Below are 15166 nucleotides of genomic sequence, written 5' to 3'. Positions count from 1 at the left end.
TCCGCTATCCCGAAATAAAAAATATTCTTTCCGCTATTGATGCGCAGAGCAACGCGGAGCGCATTCAAAATCGTCTCACTCCAGATACATCCGCCGCAGCCGCATCAGGCGGGCGGGGGTCAGGCCGTATTCGGCTTCCAGATAATTCTCGGCGCTGCCGTAGTCCTGCCGGATGGTGCGCAGCACAAAGGGCGCAGTCTCCGGGTCTACCCCGGCGGAAGTCTGCCAGCGAATCCGCTGCGCCGGGTCGGCGGCGATCTCCGCCGCATGGTCAGCCATGGCCTTTTCGATCTCGGCGGCGCGGCAGAGGTTGGTGCGGGCATAATCTGTGCAGATGGTCTCGTCCGAAGCGCCCAGCGCCAGCAGGATCAGCATGGCGGCGACGCCGGTGCGGTCCTTGCCCGCCGTGCAGTGGAACAGGATGGGCGTCTCGCCGGCTTCCAGCGCCCGGAACAGCTCTTTGAACGCCTTGTTGCCGGTGAGCATCTGCCGGTATATCAGCTGGGTGAGGTTCGTCCCGGCGGGGGCGTTCTGCACCAGCCGCTGGATGTCGTTGGGCGAAAAATTGATCTCCTGCCCGGTGGCGTCCCGCAGGCCGCAGATCTGCACCAGCCGTGCGCCGTCCGGCACATAGTCCGGCAGCTTTGCGGCTTCTACGCCGCTGCGCAGGTCAAGGATGAGCCGCAGCCCCAGCCCGTCCAGCCGGGCGCGGTCGGCTTCGGTGGTCAGCCGCCCGGTGGGGAAGCCCCGGTAGATCTGCCCCCACTTTACGGTCTTGCCCTCGTCGGCGCGGTAACCGCCCAGCTCCCGGAAGTTGTTGCCGCCTGCAAAGGGCAGCTGGGTGCCCGGGGCGGGATGCTCCGGGGCGGCCTTGGCGGCGGCGCTGGAAAGCACCGGTGCGGTGTAGAAGGGCTTTGCGGGCCGACCCCGGCGGGGCGGCAGGCTGGCGGTGCTGCCCAGAACCTCCAGCAGGTAGCTGCGCAGCAGGTCGATGTAGGCAGAGCTGGTGTCCCGCCGCTGCACCAGCGACACGCACAGCGGGGGCATATCTTCCAGCAACACGTCCCGCACCCGGTCCAGCTCCCGGCGCGCGCCGGGCTCGTAGCGGGTCAGGCAGGTGCACAGCTGCTCCTGCACCAGATAGTAGGCCTGATAAAAGCTGGGGCCGATCTCGGCGTTGGGGGCAAAGCCTGCCCGGGCGCAGGCCGCCCACAGCGGGCTGAACAGATCCTGCCGCAGGCTGGGCAGCAGCACCCGCTGCCCACGCAGCTCCGCCAGAGGGATGCGTTCCTTTTCCCAGAAGGGGTGTCCCCGTGGCACCAGCAGGCAGGCGGGGTCTGCCCGCAGGGTGGTGCGCGCCAGCACCGGTGCGGCGCAGCCAAGGTCGATGACCAGACCCGCGTCCAACTCGCCCTGCTCTACCCCATCGGCCACGGCGTCGTTGTCCAGCAGGCGGAACCGCATCTCCACATGGGGATACTGCTGCCGGAACTTGTCCAGCTGGGTCTCCAGCCCGGGCAGATAGTCCGGTACCAGCGCCACGCTGATGCCGATGCGCACCGGCTGGGCAGACTGGATCTCTGCCCGCAGTGCGGCCTGCATCTGCTGGAACTGCTCCACCACCGGGGCGGCATGGCGCTGCAGGCTCATGCCCCGGTCGGTGAGCGCCAGCTTGTGGTGGGCACTGATGAACAGCGGCCCGCACATTTCGGCTTCCAGCGCAGAGATGCTCTGGCGCAGCGCCTGCCGCGACAGGAACAGCCGCTGTGCGGCGCGGGTATAATTCATTTCTTCGCACAGGGTCAAAAAGTAGTGCAGCTGGCGGATATCCATGGTCTCCTCCCGGGAAAGTTTGTTCTTGAAAAAAGAATACCGCTTTTTCGGCGGAATGTAAAGAGAAGGGCAGCAAAAAGCCGCTGCACGGCGGCAGCCGTGCAGCGGCTCAGAAGTTTGGAAGATCAGATCAGGCTCAGAGCCTCTTCGTCAGCCACCAGAATGAAGTCCGGGTGCATCTGCAGAATGCTTGCGGGCACCTCCGGGGTGACGGGGCCGAAGAAGGCCTTTTTGACGATCTCGGCCTTGCCGACGCCGTTGACCACCATCAGCACCTTGCGTGCCTGCATGATGGTGCGGATGCCCATGGTGTAAGCCTGCTTGGGCACCAGATCCACGTTGCCGTCAAAGAAGCGCTTGTTGGCTTCGATGGTCTCCTGGGCCAAGTCCACGCAGTGGGTGCCCAGATCAAAGGCATCGTGGGGCTCGTTGAAGCCGATGTGACCGTCATGACCGATGCCCAGCAGCTGCAGATCCACGCCGCCCACGCTGCGGATGACCTCATCATAGCGCTTGCACTCGGCCTCTGCGTCCATGTTGGTGCCGTCCGGCAGGTTGATGTGGGCGGGGTCGATGTTCACATGGTCGAACAGGTTGCGGTGCATAAAGCTCCAGTAGCTTTCCGGGTGCTCCTTGGGCAGGCCGCGGTACTCGTCCAGATTGACGGAGGTGACCTCAGAAAAATCCAGATCTCCCTCGTTGTAGCGCTCCACCAGCTTCTCATAAGTGCCAACGGGGGTGCCGCCGGTAGCCAGACCCAGCACGCAGTCGGGCTTCATGATGACCTGCGCAGAAATGATGTTTGCTGCCTTGCGGGACATATCAGCGTAGTCCTTTGTACGAATGATCTTCACGATAAACGACCTCTCTTCTTCATTTACTCTTTGTGGGCGGTGCACAGCGGCACACGCCCGCATCTGATTCAAGTTTATCACATTTGCCAACAGAAAGCCACAAAACGGCACAATTTTTCCGGTTTTCCGTTTCTTTTGGAAAAAGTGCCTTAAAAACCGGTTGAAGTATCGTTTTTTTGCACAAAGGGTGCGCGCAGGGGGTCAGTCCGCAAAGCCGGCCTTTTGCAGGGCGGTGAGCAGCAGCGGGATGAACACCAGCTGCGCTACGATGCCCGGCATGGCGGTAAACAGTGCCCCGGACAAAAACGCACTGAAGGGGAAGCTGCCGCCGGTCAGCCCGGCCAGCACAAAGCGCACGATGCCCCAGACGATGCGCCCGGACACCATGGCGGTCAGCAGCACGGCGTACAGCGCGGGCAGGCTGTGCTTTGCCCTGCGCCACAGCAGCCCGGACACCAGCCCGTAGGTGGCCAGCTCAAAGGCCATGGAGATGGCAACCGGGAACATGGGCGGCATCCCGAACAGCACCGAGCGCAGCAGCGGGGCGGCAAAGCCCACAGCCAGCCCCCACGGGCCGCCCAGCACAAAGCCGCACAGCAGCACCGGGAAGTGCATCGGGCAGAGCATATTGCCCACCTTGGGCACCTGACCGGTGAGCAGGGGCAGCACAAAGGCCAGCGCTAAAAACAGGGCAGCCGGCACCAGCTGCCGCACGGTCTGAGTGTTTTTGGTTTTCATAAGGGTTCCTCCTTTTGCCGCCACAATATAAAATAAAAAGGAGCCTGCCCCGGCATTCCATGCCAAAGGCAGACCCCTTCGTGGCGTCTGTTTCAAAAAAATATGCTTGCTGGGATAAGCGGCAGGCTGCTGCCCGCCCGTGCCCGGCTTCCTGCCGGAACGATGGTCAAAAGTATAACAAACCAGTTTGCCCCTGTCAAGCGGGGCGGGATGTCTGCAAAATAGACAAAAATCGGTCTATTCGCAAAAAAATTTCCCCGGGGCTGTACATTTTGCTGGAAGAAGCTTGACCTTTTTGCGCAGAATGGATAATATAAAATTGAAAAAAAGCGCGCTGCGGCAATCTTGACGCCGGGGCGCTGACGAGAGGCTTTTTTGAGCGCATGAATTCTGAGGTTCATACGGGAGGACCATCATGACAAATGCTGAAAAACTTACCCTGAAAAAGCACGCCTGCCACATCCGCATGGGCGTGATCGAAGGGACCCACAGTGCAGGCTGTGGTCATCCGGGCGGCAGTCTGAGCATCGCAGACGTGCTGTCTTATCTGTACTTTAAGGAATTGAACATCGACCCTGCCCAGCCCAAGATGGCGAACCGCGACCGTCTGGTGCTGTCCAAGGGTCATGCCGCCCCGGCGCTGTACGCAGCGCTGGCAGAGCGGGGCTTCTTCCCGGTGGAGGAGCTCAAGACCCTGCGCAAGATCGGCAGCCGCCTGCAGGGTCACCCCAACATGAACAGCGTGCCCGGCGTGGATATGTCCACCGGCAGTCTGGGTCAGGGCATCTCTGCCGCCTGCGGCATGGCGCTGGGCGCAAAGCACGCCGGCTCTGCCGTGAACGTTTACGCCATTCTGGGCGACGGCGAAGTGGAAGAGGGCGAATGCTGGGAGGCCTTTATGTTTGCCGCCCACTACGGCCTTTCTAACCTGTGCGTGATGCTGGACCGCAACCATCTGCAGATCGACGGCACCACCGAGACGGTCATGAACAGCGCCCCGCTGGAAGATAAGCTGCGCGCCTTCAACTTCAACGTGGTCACCATCAACGGCCACGACTTCGACCAGATCGAGAGCGCCGTGCAGGCCTTCCACGCCGAGACCGAAAAGCCCACCTGCATCATTCTGGATACGGTCAAGGGCACCGGCGTTTCCTATATGACCAATGCCGTTGCATGGCACGGCAAGGGCCCCAACGATGAAGAGTATCAGGTGGCCATGAACGAGCTGAACGCCGCCTATGCCGCGCTGGAACAGGAGGAGAACTGAGATGGCAGACGTGAAAAAGATCGCGACCCGCGACAGCTACGGCAACACCCTGAAGGAACTGGCCGCGGAAGGCCACGATGATCTGGTGGTGCTGGACGCCGATCTGGCCGCCGCTACCAAGACCGGTATGTTCCAGAAGGCATACCCGGATCGTCACTTTGACTGCGGCATCGCCGAGGAAAACATGGTAGGCGTGGCAGCAGGTCTGGCCGCTATGGGCTATGTGCCCTTTGTTTCCAGCTTTGCCATGTTCGCAGCCGGCCGCGCCTTTGAGCAGGTGCGCAACTCTGTGGGCTACCCTCACCTGAACGTGAAGATCGGCGCTACCCACGGCGGCATCTCCGTGGGCGAGGACGGCGCTTCCCACCAGTGCTGCGAGGACTTTGCTCTGATGCGCAGCATCCCCGGCATGACCGTCATCTGCCCTGCCGACGATATCGAGGCACGCGCCGCTGTGCGCGCCGCTTACGCCATGGAAGGCCCCGTCTACCTGCGCTTTGGCCGTCTGGCTGTGCCGGTGTTCCACGATGAGGCCAACTACCACTTTGAGCTGGGCAAGGGCGAGCAGCTGACCGAGGGCAACGATATTGCCATCATCGCCACCGGCCTGATGGTCAACGAAGCCCGCATGGCTGCCGAGCAGCTGGCTGCCGAGGGCATCCACGCCCGGGTCATCAACATCCACACCATCAAGCCCCTGGACGAGGAGATCGTCCTCAAGGCTGCCAAGGAGTGCGGCAAGGTCATCACTGCCGAGGAGCACAACGTCATCGGCGGTCTGGGCGAAGCCGTCTGCGCTGTCCTCAGCGAGAAGCTGCCCACTCCCGTGCGCCGCGTGGGCGTGCAGGACGTGTTCGGCTGCTCCGGCCCCGCATGGGATCTGCTGAAGAAATTCGGTCTGGACGCAGCCACCATCTGCAAGACCGCCCACGAGATGCTGGGCAAGTAAGCGCTCTTTTATAGCAATACGCGTTCAAATTTTAAGGCCGCCGCACAGTGTTTTGTGCGGCGGCCTTTTTTGAATGGTGTATCGTGGGGGAGGTAAGAAAATTCGCGTTTGCAAGCGCAGCGCAGCAATGAAAGCCCCAGTGGGGCTTTTAAGCGACGGAGCGGTCTTGCGCAGCAAGATGGAGGGGCTTTGCCCCGACAAGTTCCGCCACGATGCACAGAATGCAGACAATGCAAGGAAAAACACGGCTTTCCCGCCGGTGTGCAAAAAGTGTGCACTTACTCTGGGACAAATGAAAAATGATGATTTTTGATCCATGACTTGGTGGCGATTTGAGTGACCACAAAGGTAAATTTGATACACGGAAAGAAGAATGCCCACTCGTCTGAGGAGTTCTCAGGGGAGTGGGCAGTTTTGTATAATGGCATTTTGTATATGTCACTTGCCACTTTTAGCATAGAGGTTGCCATTTAGGGAAAGAAGTTTCTGCTTTTTTATATGGCAAGTTTCCGCACTTTCCGCATTACTTTCCACACTTTCCGTACAACTCCGTGGTGCTGTCTGCGGTCTCTGGCGGCTGCTTTTCTCCACAAAGCATGACCTTGGCAGAGAAAACGCCATTCTGATGGGTAAACGTGCTTGCCCCGCCGGTCTTTTCTGCAATATGGCGGACAGACTGGATGCCGATCCCGTTTTCCTTTCGCTTGGACGAGCGGAACACCCCGCTTTTTTCGTGAACTGCGCCGTCAAATGCGTTTTCCACTTCGACCAAAAGAAGCTGCTCGGCATGGACATACGCGGTGATCTCGATCTTCCGCCGGGCGGGTGCAGTGCGAAGGCTGGCTTCAAATGCATTTTCCAGAAGATTAGACAGCACCAGACACAGATCGATCTCGTCCACAGGAAGCACCTGTGGTAAGTCGAGTTTGGCACAAAAGGGAACACCCTCACGCTTTGCAAGGGCACAATAATAGCCGACAACACTGTCCGCTGCACGGTTTTCGCAGAAATTCATATCCAGATCCGGGATCCGGGAGACCGTTTTTGCAAGGTAAGCCTTCAGGTTATCCAGATCTCCTGCCTCGGCCAGTGCGGAGATCTGATTCAGCTGGTGGCGCATATCGTGCCGCGCCTGCCGGGCTTCTTCAATGGCGGCTTTCAGGCTTTCATAGCGCTGCTGCTGCATGGAAAGAAACTGATTTTCCTGCTGCAACCTTGCATTCCGGTTAAGGCTGTTTGCCATCAGCAGAAAGATTGCATTGAACATGAACATCAGAAACAAAAGCGCGATGCTTATAACGATGTAGACCTGCAAGACCCGCCCTGTCCGGAGCGTTATCTGGTAGCGCGGGGTTATAAAAAGGTTCAGCAGGATGAACACCAGCGGCAGTACCCAGAACACATACCACGTCTGCGCAAAATTGTCATCCTCCACCATCGCGCGTACTGCGTGGGTGGCGGGATAATAGGCTGCGGCAGTGATCAGCCAGCAGACCGCATTATAAAAGATGCAGGCGCCAAAGCAGAACCACGGCTTGTCCGGCGGCAGCTGCATCCGGATCACGATTGCCGTGCCGACGGCCCGGGACAAGCTATTCAGGCACGCAAATACCGCGCAGACCGCCAGCGCGATGGTCCCGGATTTCCAGAGAGAGAGCCGCAGCGTTTTGAGATACAGGAAAATTGTCACAATCGTTATGAGCAGCAAGGGGAACGCGGTCGAGAGACCGAAATGATAGCAAAACAGCCCGCCGCCAAGGCAAAGCCCGAACAGCAGCGGCACCTCCCATACCGCAAGCTTTGCGGGCGGCAGCTTCAGATAGGAACCTACCGGAAAATACGCAAGCAGCAAACCGGGAAACACGACCGTAAGTTCCAGAACCGGGCGCAGAACGTCCTTCAATCCGCACGCCCCCTTTGCAGCAGAAATTCCATAAAGGCCTGACGGGCAGCTTTCAAAAGCTCCTGACTGACATAGACGCGGCTGCCGTCCGTCATACAGAAGGCGGCAGCCTGAAAATCGGCAGCATTTTCCATATTGATGATCGCGCCACGTCCGCAGACAAAAAAGCGCGGATCTTTTTTGAGCGGCTCGGTGAACGCTTTGAAGCTCTGGCGCGTAGCAAGCGTTTTGCCGGCAGTGGTGCGGATGTTGATCATGTGGGCGAAATGCTCGGCGGATATGATATCACGATAGCGCAAACGGATGTCGCTGCCATCCACCTTCACCGTCAAAACCGGCTCCGGGCGGGGGAGTTTTGCGAGCATTTCATCCAACAGACCGGACAACTCGGCCTCTGAAAAGGGCTTGACCAAATAATGAAATGCCCGTACCTGAAACCCCTCGAGTGCATGGTCTGTCGAGGTGGTGGTAAAAACCAGAAGACAGTCTGCGTCTGTTTTCCGAAGTTCCTTTGCCGCGTCCATGCCGCTTAAACCATCCATGTAAATATCCAAAAATGCGGCGGTAAAGCGCTGCGCTTCTTCTGCCGCCAGAAAAGCTTCTCCGCTGTCAAATTCTAAAAGATCTGCTTCTGTACCGCGCTGGCGCAGCTGCCGTGCTAAGCGCTCCTTCAGCAGTGTGCGCTCGGTATCAAGGTCATCGACGATTGCGATCCTCATGCTGTATCAGGAAGCCGTTTTACAGCTTCCAACCTCCTTTATAAACTCTTTCATCCTGATTATAGCACAGTTGCCCGGTTATGTCGCAGCCGAAAATGGGATTTCGTGACGGAAAAGGGGCTTTCGTGCTAAATGGCTTGAAAAGACCATGCCTGTCCGTATACTGAAAGCAGAGAACGCCAACGATGGCGCAAGAGAAAGGAGGCACGCTGTGTACCGAATTGCCGTGCTGACAAGCAGCAGGGCGCAGGAAGCTTTTCTGGCAGAGCAGATCTCGCGGTTCTGCGCCGAACATTGCTTGTTCCCGAAAATGGACTGTTACCACGATCAGGAAAGCTTTTTTGAGGCTGCACGCAACGAGCCGCTGACAAATGCCGTGATTGCCCTGCCGGGGGTCGACGGATTGAATGCAGTAGAGCATCTGCGCGCGCTTTGTCCACAGACACGCATTATCTGGTGCAGCGATCTGGATTTTTCGCTCCATGCCTTCCGGTTGCGTGCAGACTATTTTCTGCTGGAGCCGGTGACCGAAGCCGCCTTGCGGCAGGGATTCCGCATCTGGCTGGATGGAAAAAATCAGGCGGAGCAGCACTGGTCTGACCGCAACGAACACAACAAGGAGAACGGTTTATGAAAAAGAGAAACATCGTCCATTCTGCGTTAAGCCTGTCGCTGACCGCAGCATTGTGCCTTTCCATGGCTGCCTGCGGCGGAACACAGACGCCGGCAGACAGTGCTGACGCTTCGCAGCCCGCTGCCCCGTCCGCTGCGGTACAGCCCTCTTCAGCGGAACAAGCCTCTGCGGCGCTGCCGGTAAAGGCTCTGAACCCCAAGCAGGTGGAGGAAAACCCCTACATGGCCAAGAGTGATGCAAACATTCATCACGACGGCTACAACACCGACTCGACGGATGAGATCCTGCCGCTTGCCATCTATCCGGAGATCAACGTTTCCTATGAGACGACGAACGCGAACGCTTCGCCCGCCATCTACTTTGACAGCTACGGTCATGCCGTTGTGCCGCTGCTGGGCGGCATTGCCATCCGCGACCTGAACGCCGAGGAGACAAAGACGCTCGGCTATTTCTCCCCCAAACAGCATGACGGCGGCGGTTACGTTATCCAGAGCTCCTATACCTTCCTTGACGAATCCAACCGCATCGTCTGCCCCACGAGCAACAACCATGTGCTGATGCTCCGCGCAACGGATGAAAACGGCAATGTTCTGCCGGAATTTGAAAAGGTGCTGGACATTGATATCAAGGCTGCCGCCGAAGCCGCGCTTGGAAAAGAACTGACGCAGAATCTTCTGTCCGTGGTCTTTGACTATGACGGAAACCTCTGGTTTGCAACGGGAGGCTTCCGCATTTATCCGCAGCGCCAGCAGCAGGGCGTCATCGGCTATATTGCCCGCTCGGCCATTGATGCGATCCTGAACGGCGAGCAGACAGACCTTTCAAAGGCTGTTTTTGTCCACGAACTGACCCCCGGCGAGGGCGCTGAAAACGGCATCGCCGCCTCCAAGGACGGTGCGGTGGTCCTGACCAACCAGAACTGCTATCTTCTGCGCGCAGAAGAAGGCGTAGACGTTGTATGGTGCACGCCCTATGAGAGCGCGGGTGCAAAGGTGAGCGGCGAAGGCGATAAGACCACCGGCGGCGGTCTTGCGTGGGGCGGCGGTTGCTCGCCCACGCTGACACCGAACCTTGTGCTGTTCACGGATAATCAGGACACTGTAAACCTTCTTGCACTCGATATGAAGACCGGCGAGGTCGTGGCAAGCACCCCGGTGCTGGATGACCTGCCCGAGGGCTATCAGGTGGCCGTTGAGAACTCTGCCATCGTCTATGACGACGGCGAGGGCACCGTCAGCACCATCGTCTGCAACTGGTTCGGTGCGGGCAATGCAGGTCTGGCTGATCCCAACAACGACTCCTCCATCCAGAGCTACGCCAATATTTACGACCAGAACTGGCTCATGAAGGGCAACATCATGATCGCCCCCGGCATCGAGCGCGTGGACACCGTAAAGACCGCAAACGGCTACGAGATGAAGAGCGTCTGGTGCCGGAACGACCTGAGCGACACCTCCATCCTGAAACTCTCCACCGCAACGGGCTATATCTACGGCTATGTGCAGGATGTGACGACCGGGATGTGGCAGTACATCATTCTGGACTTTGAAACCGGCGAGACGGTTTTCACGATGGATGTTTCCAACAAATACGGCTACAACAACATGGCCATTGGTATGTATGCCGGCAACAGCGGCAACGCGCTCTACTGCCCGACGGGCTATCTGGAACTGCTTCGTCTGCAGGACCGGTTTGTTTATCTGCCCGAAATGCCCTACCGCAAGGTCGAGCTTGATCAGGCGGCAAGAAACGTCCTTTCGCAGGAGCGGTTTGCGCAGGACGGCGGCGAAGGCACCGTTGCAAGCTGGCGCAACACTGTGACCGTCCGCAACGTACATCCCAACACCACGGTAGCTTTCCGTATGAACAACCTGTCCGGCAGCACCTCCGGTCTGACCCTCTACGCCTATGGCGTGGACGGCAAGCTGGCAAAGGTCGATCCTGCACTGTGGTCGATCACAGACGAGGACGGCAAGGCTGTAACGGAACTTACCGCCGGTACGCTCTATGAGCTGCGCGTGACCGTCGCCGATGGCGGCGCTCTTGACCTGAGCGAGACGGAAAAGGAGATCAGGCTCTCCGTTGTACTCGGAAAATAAACATAAAACGCCCGCCCACCGTGTCCAAATCTCCACGGTGAGCGGGCATTTTGCGCTCTTCAGGGTACGCTTTGTTTCTCAGACAGGCTGACCATCCAGCTGCGACTGCGGAACATCACAAGGGACAAGACCAGCCGGAACGCTTCCTCTGCGTTGAGCAGGGCATATACGCCCACGATGCCCCACCGCAGCCCATAGGCAGCCAGCAGACACAAGGGAATGCCAACGCACCATGTTCCCAGACAGTCGATGACCAGAATGATTTTTGTCCTGCCGCCGCTGCGCAGGATGCCGCCGCCAAGGATCATGTTTTCCACCTTGATGGGCGCATAATGTGTGCAATGTAGAAAACTCCGAGCTTCCTCCTTTTGCAGATTGAACCGATCCCGAAGAAACGGTATAATAACAGTATAACAAATTATTGTTTGTCGGGCTTATTTTCTCGACACGCAGGAGGAACATACATGGTAACCGGAGAACTGAAAAGCAAAATTGACAGCCTGTGGGAAATTTTCTGGACAGGCGGCCTGACGAATCCCTTGGATGTGATCGAGCAGATGACCTATCTGATGTTCATTCACGACCTCGATGAAAGCGATAACACCCACGCCAAAGAAGCCGCTATGCTGGGGCTGCCCTACAAGAGCATCTTTGCGGGCGAGGTACAGGTCGGGGAGCGCACTGTGGACGGTACACAGCTCAAATGGAGCGTTTTCCACGATTTTCCGGCAGGCAAAATGTACTCCACCATGCAGGAGATGGTGTTCCCCTTCATCAAGAATCTGCACGGCGACAAGGACAGTGCCTACGCCAAGTATATGGGCGATGCCATTTTCAAAGTGCCCACGCCGCTGATGCTGGATAAAATCGTGACTGCCATGGACGGAATGTATGAGCAGGCGGCGCAGCTTTCCAACACTGACATTCGAGGCGACATCTACGAATACCTGCTTTCCAAGCTGGCAACGGCAGGTGTCAACGGCCAATTCCGCACGCCGCGCCACATTATCCGCATGATGGTTGACCTGATGCAGCCCCGTGCTGACGATGTGATTTGCGACCCGGCCTGCGGCACGGCGGGCTTCCTTGTAGCCGCTGGCGAATATCTGCGCGAAAACCGCAAGCAGGAAGTGTTCTTTGACCGCAAAAACAAAGACCACTACATGAACCACATGTTCCACGGCTTCGATATGGACCGCACCATGCTGCGCATCGGTGCTATGAACATGATGACCCACGGCGTGGACAACCCGTTCATCGAGTACCGCGACAGCCTGAGCGACCAGAACCCCGACAAGGACAAATACAGCCTGATTCTGGCAAATCCCCCATTCAAGGGCAGTCTGGACTACGACATTGTTTCCACCGACCTGCTCAAGCTCTGCAAGACCAAAAAGACCGAGCTGCTGTTCCTCGCTCTGTTCCTGCGGATGCTGAAGGTCGGCGGACGCTGTGCCTGCATCGTCCCGGATGGCGTTCTGTTCGGCTCTTCCACTGCACACAAGGCGATTCGCAGGGAGATCATCGAGAACAACCGTCTGGAAGCCGTAATTTCCATGCCCTCCGGCGTGTTCAAGCCCTATGCGGGCGTTTCTACTGCCATCCTGATTTTCACCAAGACCGGCCACGGCGGCACCGATAACGTCTGGTTCTACGATATGAAAGCCGACGGCTTCTCTCTGGACGATAAGCGCAGCCCGACCACGGAAAACGACATCCCCGATATTATCGCCCGGTTCCACAACCGGGAGGCTGAAGCCACCCGTGAGCGCACGGAACAGAGCTTCTTTGTGCCGAAAGAGGAGATCGCGGGCAATGACTATGATTTGTCCATCAACAAGTATAAAAAGACCGAGTATGTGCCGGTGGAGTATCCTTCCACACAGGAAATTATGGCACAGCTGCGTGATTTGCAGAAGAAGATCGACGCAGAGATGGACGCTTTGGAAGAACTTTTGAAATGAAACAATTCTAATTTGTGGGAGAAGCAGATGGCAAGATTAGGCGATATTTGTACGGTGAACATGGGACAGTCCCCAGATTCAGCTACATACAATGAAGTCGGGAGAGGACTCCCATTTTTTCAGGGAAATGCAGATTTTGGACGGTTGCATCCGGCTGCTAGAGTGTGGTGTAGCGAGCCAACTAAAATAGCACACACGGGCGACATTTTAATTTCTGTTCGTGCACCGATTGGAGCAATGAATGTTGCAGACCAAGACTGCTGCATTGGGAGAGGCTTGGCTGCGATTCAAGTTAACGAAAATATTTGCGACCCCCAATATTTATGGTACGCTATTCAATCAAAAGTTAGTGATTTGAATGCGAAGGGCACGGGAAGCACATTCAAAGCCATTAGCAAAAGTACATTGACTGATACAGAAGTATTGTTAGTACCTCTTGATGCTCAGAAAAACATTGCAAGGGTTCTCTCAAATGTAGAGAATTCAATCCTATTCCGAAAAGAACAGCTTTCCAAGCTGGACGAACTTGTCAAAGCTCGATTTGTCGAGATGTTTGGGGAGCCTGGCGCTAAAAATGAAAATTGGCCTCAGTGCACATTGGGAAAAGCCTGTAAAATTAATCCTAAGAAAAGCGAAGATATACGGCTTCAGCCTAATCTGGAAGTTTCATTTGTTCCAATGCCTGCTGTGACTGAAAATGGAAAAATGGACAGTTCAATTATAAAAATCTATGATGAAGTTAAGACTGGATTTACGTATTTCTCAGAGAGAGATGTTCTATTCGCAAAAATAACGCCCTGCATGGAAAATGGCAAGGGCGCTGTGGCGGTAAATTTGAAGAATGAAATAGGCTTTGGTTCAACGGAGTTTCATGTAATACGCCCCATTGCAGAAAAAACAAATCCATACTGGATTTATGCACTGACTGTCTTTGAAAAATTCAGAAAAGATGCAGCAAAAAATATGACCGGAAGCGCAGGGCAGCGAAGAGTTCCCGCCTCTTTTCTGGAAAATTATCAAATTTCTTTACCGCCGATTGATCTCCAAAACCAGTTTGCCGACTTTGTAGCCGAGGTCGACAAATCAAAAGTTGGAGTGCAGAAAGCCCTTGACCAGACACAATTACTCTTTGACAGCCTGATGCAACAGTATTTTGGCTGATAATAAGCAACAACAGGCACTTTGCCGGAGCAGGATGTTGGTACACCAGAAAAGGAGTGCGCCAATATGGAAGACAAAATCGTGAAGATCATCAACGAGATGGCAGAGTACCTGAATGTTGCGCAGATGAAAAAGCTGCAAGAGGTGCTGTTGCAGACGTTTTCTGAATCCGAAGCGCAGAAAGAGCAGATTTCCAACGAGGAATATCTGAAGCTGTTCCTTGATGCCAAGAAAATCGAGGGCTGCTCTGAGCGCACCATCCAGTATTACCGCGTTACCGTGGAGCGGCTGCTGCAAACCGTGGACACGCCTCTGCGCAAGATGACCACCGAAGAAATCCGGCGGTATCTGGTGGAATATCAGAAGATCAACAACTGCGGCAAAGTGACCATCGACAATGTGCGCCGGAATATTTCCAGCTTTTTCTCGTGGCTGGAAGAAGAGGACTACATCCTCAAAAGCCCCATGCGCCGCATCCATAAAATCAAGACCAAACAGCCCGTGAAGGAAACCATCTCGGACGAAGCTATTGAACGCCTGCGGGATAACTGCAAGTGTGCGCGCGACCTTGCCATGATTGATTTGTTGTATTCCACTGGCATTCGTGTGGGAGAGCTGGTGAATCTGAACATTTCAGAAATCGACTTTGAAGCCCGCGAGTGTGTAGTGTTCGGCAAAGGCGACAAAGAGCGCCGGGTTTATTTTGATGCCAAGGCAAAGCTGCATTTACAGGACTATCTGCGCTCCCGCACCGATGCAAACCCGGCGCTGTTCGTGACGCTGGATGCCCCGTTTGACCGCTTGAAGATCAGCGGCGTGGAGATCCGTCTGCGGGAATTGGGCCGGGAGTTGAATTTGGACAAGATCCACCCGCATAAATTCCGCCGCACCATGGCTACCCGCGCCATCGACAAGGGAATGCCTATTGAGCAGGTACAGAAAATCCTCGGTCATTCGCAGATCGGCACCACCATGCAGTATGCAATCGTGAATCAGAACAACGTCAAGACCTCCCACCAGAAGTTTATTGCCTGAAAAGGCAACT

Annotated in this window: 14 protein-coding genes; 7 read left to right on the top strand and 7 right to left on the bottom strand. The window is 56.3% G+C overall.

Annotation, left to right across the window (positions count from 1 at the left end; translation table 11 throughout):
• Positions 1-75: 75 nt before the first annotated feature.
• The 4 genes from DXB44_RS05720 to DXB44_RS14380 form a co-directional block, all read right to left on the bottom strand.
• Entirely contained in the window at positions 76-1833 is a 1758-nt protein-coding gene (locus tag DXB44_RS05720) for a tyrosine-protein phosphatase (RefSeq protein WP_118658046.1), read from the bottom strand.
• A gap of 125 nt (positions 1834-1958) precedes the next feature.
• A complete protein-coding gene (gene nagB, locus DXB44_RS05715; protein WP_118658045.1) occupies positions 1959-2687 on the bottom strand; it encodes a glucosamine-6-phosphate deaminase in 729 nt (242 codons plus the stop codon).
• A gap of 201 nt (positions 2688-2888) precedes the next feature.
• The gene (locus DXB44_RS05710; RefSeq protein ID WP_118658044.1) at positions 2889-3425 is read right to left on the bottom strand and encodes an ECF transporter S component; all 537 of its coding nucleotides are present in this window, start codon (positions 3423-3425) and stop codon (positions 2889-2891) included.
• Between the two features lie 92 nt (positions 3426-3517).
• Entirely contained in the window at positions 3518-3826 is a 309-nt protein-coding gene (locus DXB44_RS14380; protein ID WP_147366388.1) for a hypothetical protein, read from the bottom strand.
• A 14-nt stretch (positions 3827-3840) separates the two neighbouring features.
• Between DXB44_RS14380 and DXB44_RS05705 the strand changes: the two genes are divergently transcribed.
• Both DXB44_RS05705 and DXB44_RS05700 read left to right on the top strand, forming a co-directional pair.
• Complete coding sequence (locus tag DXB44_RS05705; RefSeq protein WP_118658043.1) at positions 3841-4692, top strand: transketolase; 852 nt, start codon at positions 3841-3843, stop codon at positions 4690-4692.
• A gap of 1 nt (position 4693) precedes the next feature.
• A complete protein-coding gene (locus DXB44_RS05700) occupies positions 4694-5641 on the top strand; it encodes a transketolase family protein (RefSeq protein ID WP_118658042.1) in 948 nt (315 codons plus the stop codon).
• A 523-nt stretch (positions 5642-6164) separates the two neighbouring features.
• Here the strand turns inward: DXB44_RS05700 and DXB44_RS05690 are convergent.
• Positions 6165-7544, bottom strand: a complete 1380-nt coding sequence (locus DXB44_RS05690; RefSeq protein ID WP_118658041.1) for a sensor histidine kinase — start codon at positions 7542-7544, stop codon at positions 6165-6167.
• A complete protein-coding gene (locus DXB44_RS05685; RefSeq protein WP_055185839.1) occupies positions 7541-8263 on the bottom strand; it encodes a LytTR family DNA-binding domain-containing protein in 723 nt (240 codons plus the stop codon). Before DXB44_RS05685 ends, DXB44_RS05690 begins: the two co-directional genes overlap by 4 nt.
• Before the next feature lie 211 nt (positions 8264-8474).
• Here DXB44_RS05685 and DXB44_RS05680 point away from each other — a divergent pair, with 211 nt between their 5' ends.
• Both DXB44_RS05680 and DXB44_RS05675 read left to right on the top strand, forming a co-directional pair.
• Positions 8475-8897, top strand: a complete 423-nt coding sequence (locus tag DXB44_RS05680; protein WP_118658040.1) for a response regulator — start codon at positions 8475-8477, stop codon at positions 8895-8897.
• On the top strand, positions 8894-10996 hold the full coding sequence (locus tag DXB44_RS05675) for a hypothetical protein (RefSeq protein WP_118658039.1): 2103 nt from the start codon (positions 8894-8896) through the stop codon (positions 10994-10996). The genes DXB44_RS05680 and DXB44_RS05675 overlap by 4 nt, the downstream gene beginning before the upstream one ends.
• A gap of 59 nt (positions 10997-11055) precedes the next feature.
• On the opposite strand, the gene DXB44_RS05670 is transcribed toward DXB44_RS05675, so the two are convergent.
• Positions 11056-11313, bottom strand: coding sequence for a hypothetical protein (locus DXB44_RS05670; protein WP_243111033.1), 258 nt, complete (start codon positions 11311-11313; stop codon positions 11056-11058).
• A gap of 147 nt (positions 11314-11460) precedes the next feature.
• On the opposite strand from DXB44_RS05670, the gene DXB44_RS05665 reads away from it, so the two are divergent.
• The 3 genes from DXB44_RS05665 (at position 11461) to xerA (ending at position 15156) form a co-directional block, all read left to right on the top strand.
• Positions 11461-12960 (top strand): class I SAM-dependent DNA methyltransferase, encoded by a 1500-nt coding sequence (locus DXB44_RS05665; protein WP_118658038.1) that lies wholly within the window; start codon positions 11461-11463, stop codon positions 12958-12960.
• Positions 12961-12987: 27 nt separating this feature from the next.
• Positions 12988-14121 carry a restriction endonuclease subunit S gene (locus DXB44_RS05660; RefSeq protein WP_118658037.1) on the top strand — a complete coding sequence of 378 codons (1134 nt, stop codon included), beginning with the start codon at positions 12988-12990 and terminating at the stop codon, positions 14119-14121.
• A 66-nt stretch (positions 14122-14187) separates the two neighbouring features.
• On the top strand, positions 14188-15156 hold the full coding sequence (gene xerA, locus DXB44_RS05655) for a site-specific tyrosine recombinase/integron integrase (RefSeq protein ID WP_118658036.1): 969 nt from the start codon (positions 14188-14190) through the stop codon (positions 15154-15156).
• The last annotated feature ends 10 nt before the right edge of the window (positions 15157-15166 follow it).

The organism is Faecalibacterium sp. OM04-11BH (genome assembly GCF_003482185.1).
In the GTDB taxonomy this organism is placed as follows: Bacteria; Bacillota; Clostridia; order Oscillospirales; family Ruminococcaceae; genus Faecalibacterium; species Faecalibacterium tardum.
Note: the sequence above shows the minus strand (reverse complement) of the source record. Positions and strands in the feature narration are given on the sequence as shown.

Excerpts from the sequence above, each read along its gene's own strand:
- DXB44_RS14380 (WP_147366388.1), bottom strand. The coding sequence starts at position 3,826 with ATGAACCTCAGAATTCATGCGCTCAAAAAAGCCTCTCGTCAGCGCCCC.
- DXB44_RS05675 (WP_118658039.1), top strand. The coding sequence starts at position 8,894 with ATGAAAAAGAGAAACATCGTCCATTCTGCGTTAAGCCTGTCGCTGACC.
- DXB44_RS05700 (WP_118658042.1), top strand. The coding sequence starts at position 4,694 with ATGGCAGACGTGAAAAAGATCGCGACCCGCGACAGCTACGGCAACACC.
- DXB44_RS05685 (WP_055185839.1), bottom strand. The coding sequence starts at position 8,263 with ATGAGGATCGCAATCGTCGATGACCTTGATACCGAGCGCACACTGCTG.
- DXB44_RS05705 (WP_118658043.1), top strand. The coding sequence starts at position 3,841 with ATGACAAATGCTGAAAAACTTACCCTGAAAAAGCACGCCTGCCACATC.
- DXB44_RS05720 (WP_118658046.1), bottom strand. The coding sequence starts at position 1,833 with ATGGATATCCGCCAGCTGCACTACTTTTTGACCCTGTGCGAAGAAATG.
- DXB44_RS05710 (WP_118658044.1), bottom strand. The coding sequence starts at position 3,425 with ATGAAAACCAAAAACACTCAGACCGTGCGGCAGCTGGTGCCGGCTGCC.
- xerA (WP_118658036.1), top strand. The coding sequence starts at position 14,188 with ATGGAAGACAAAATCGTGAAGATCATCAACGAGATGGCAGAGTACCTG.
- DXB44_RS05665 (WP_118658038.1), top strand. The coding sequence starts at position 11,461 with ATGGTAACCGGAGAACTGAAAAGCAAAATTGACAGCCTGTGGGAAATT.
- DXB44_RS05660 (WP_118658037.1), top strand. The coding sequence starts at position 12,988 with ATGGCAAGATTAGGCGATATTTGTACGGTGAACATGGGACAGTCCCCA.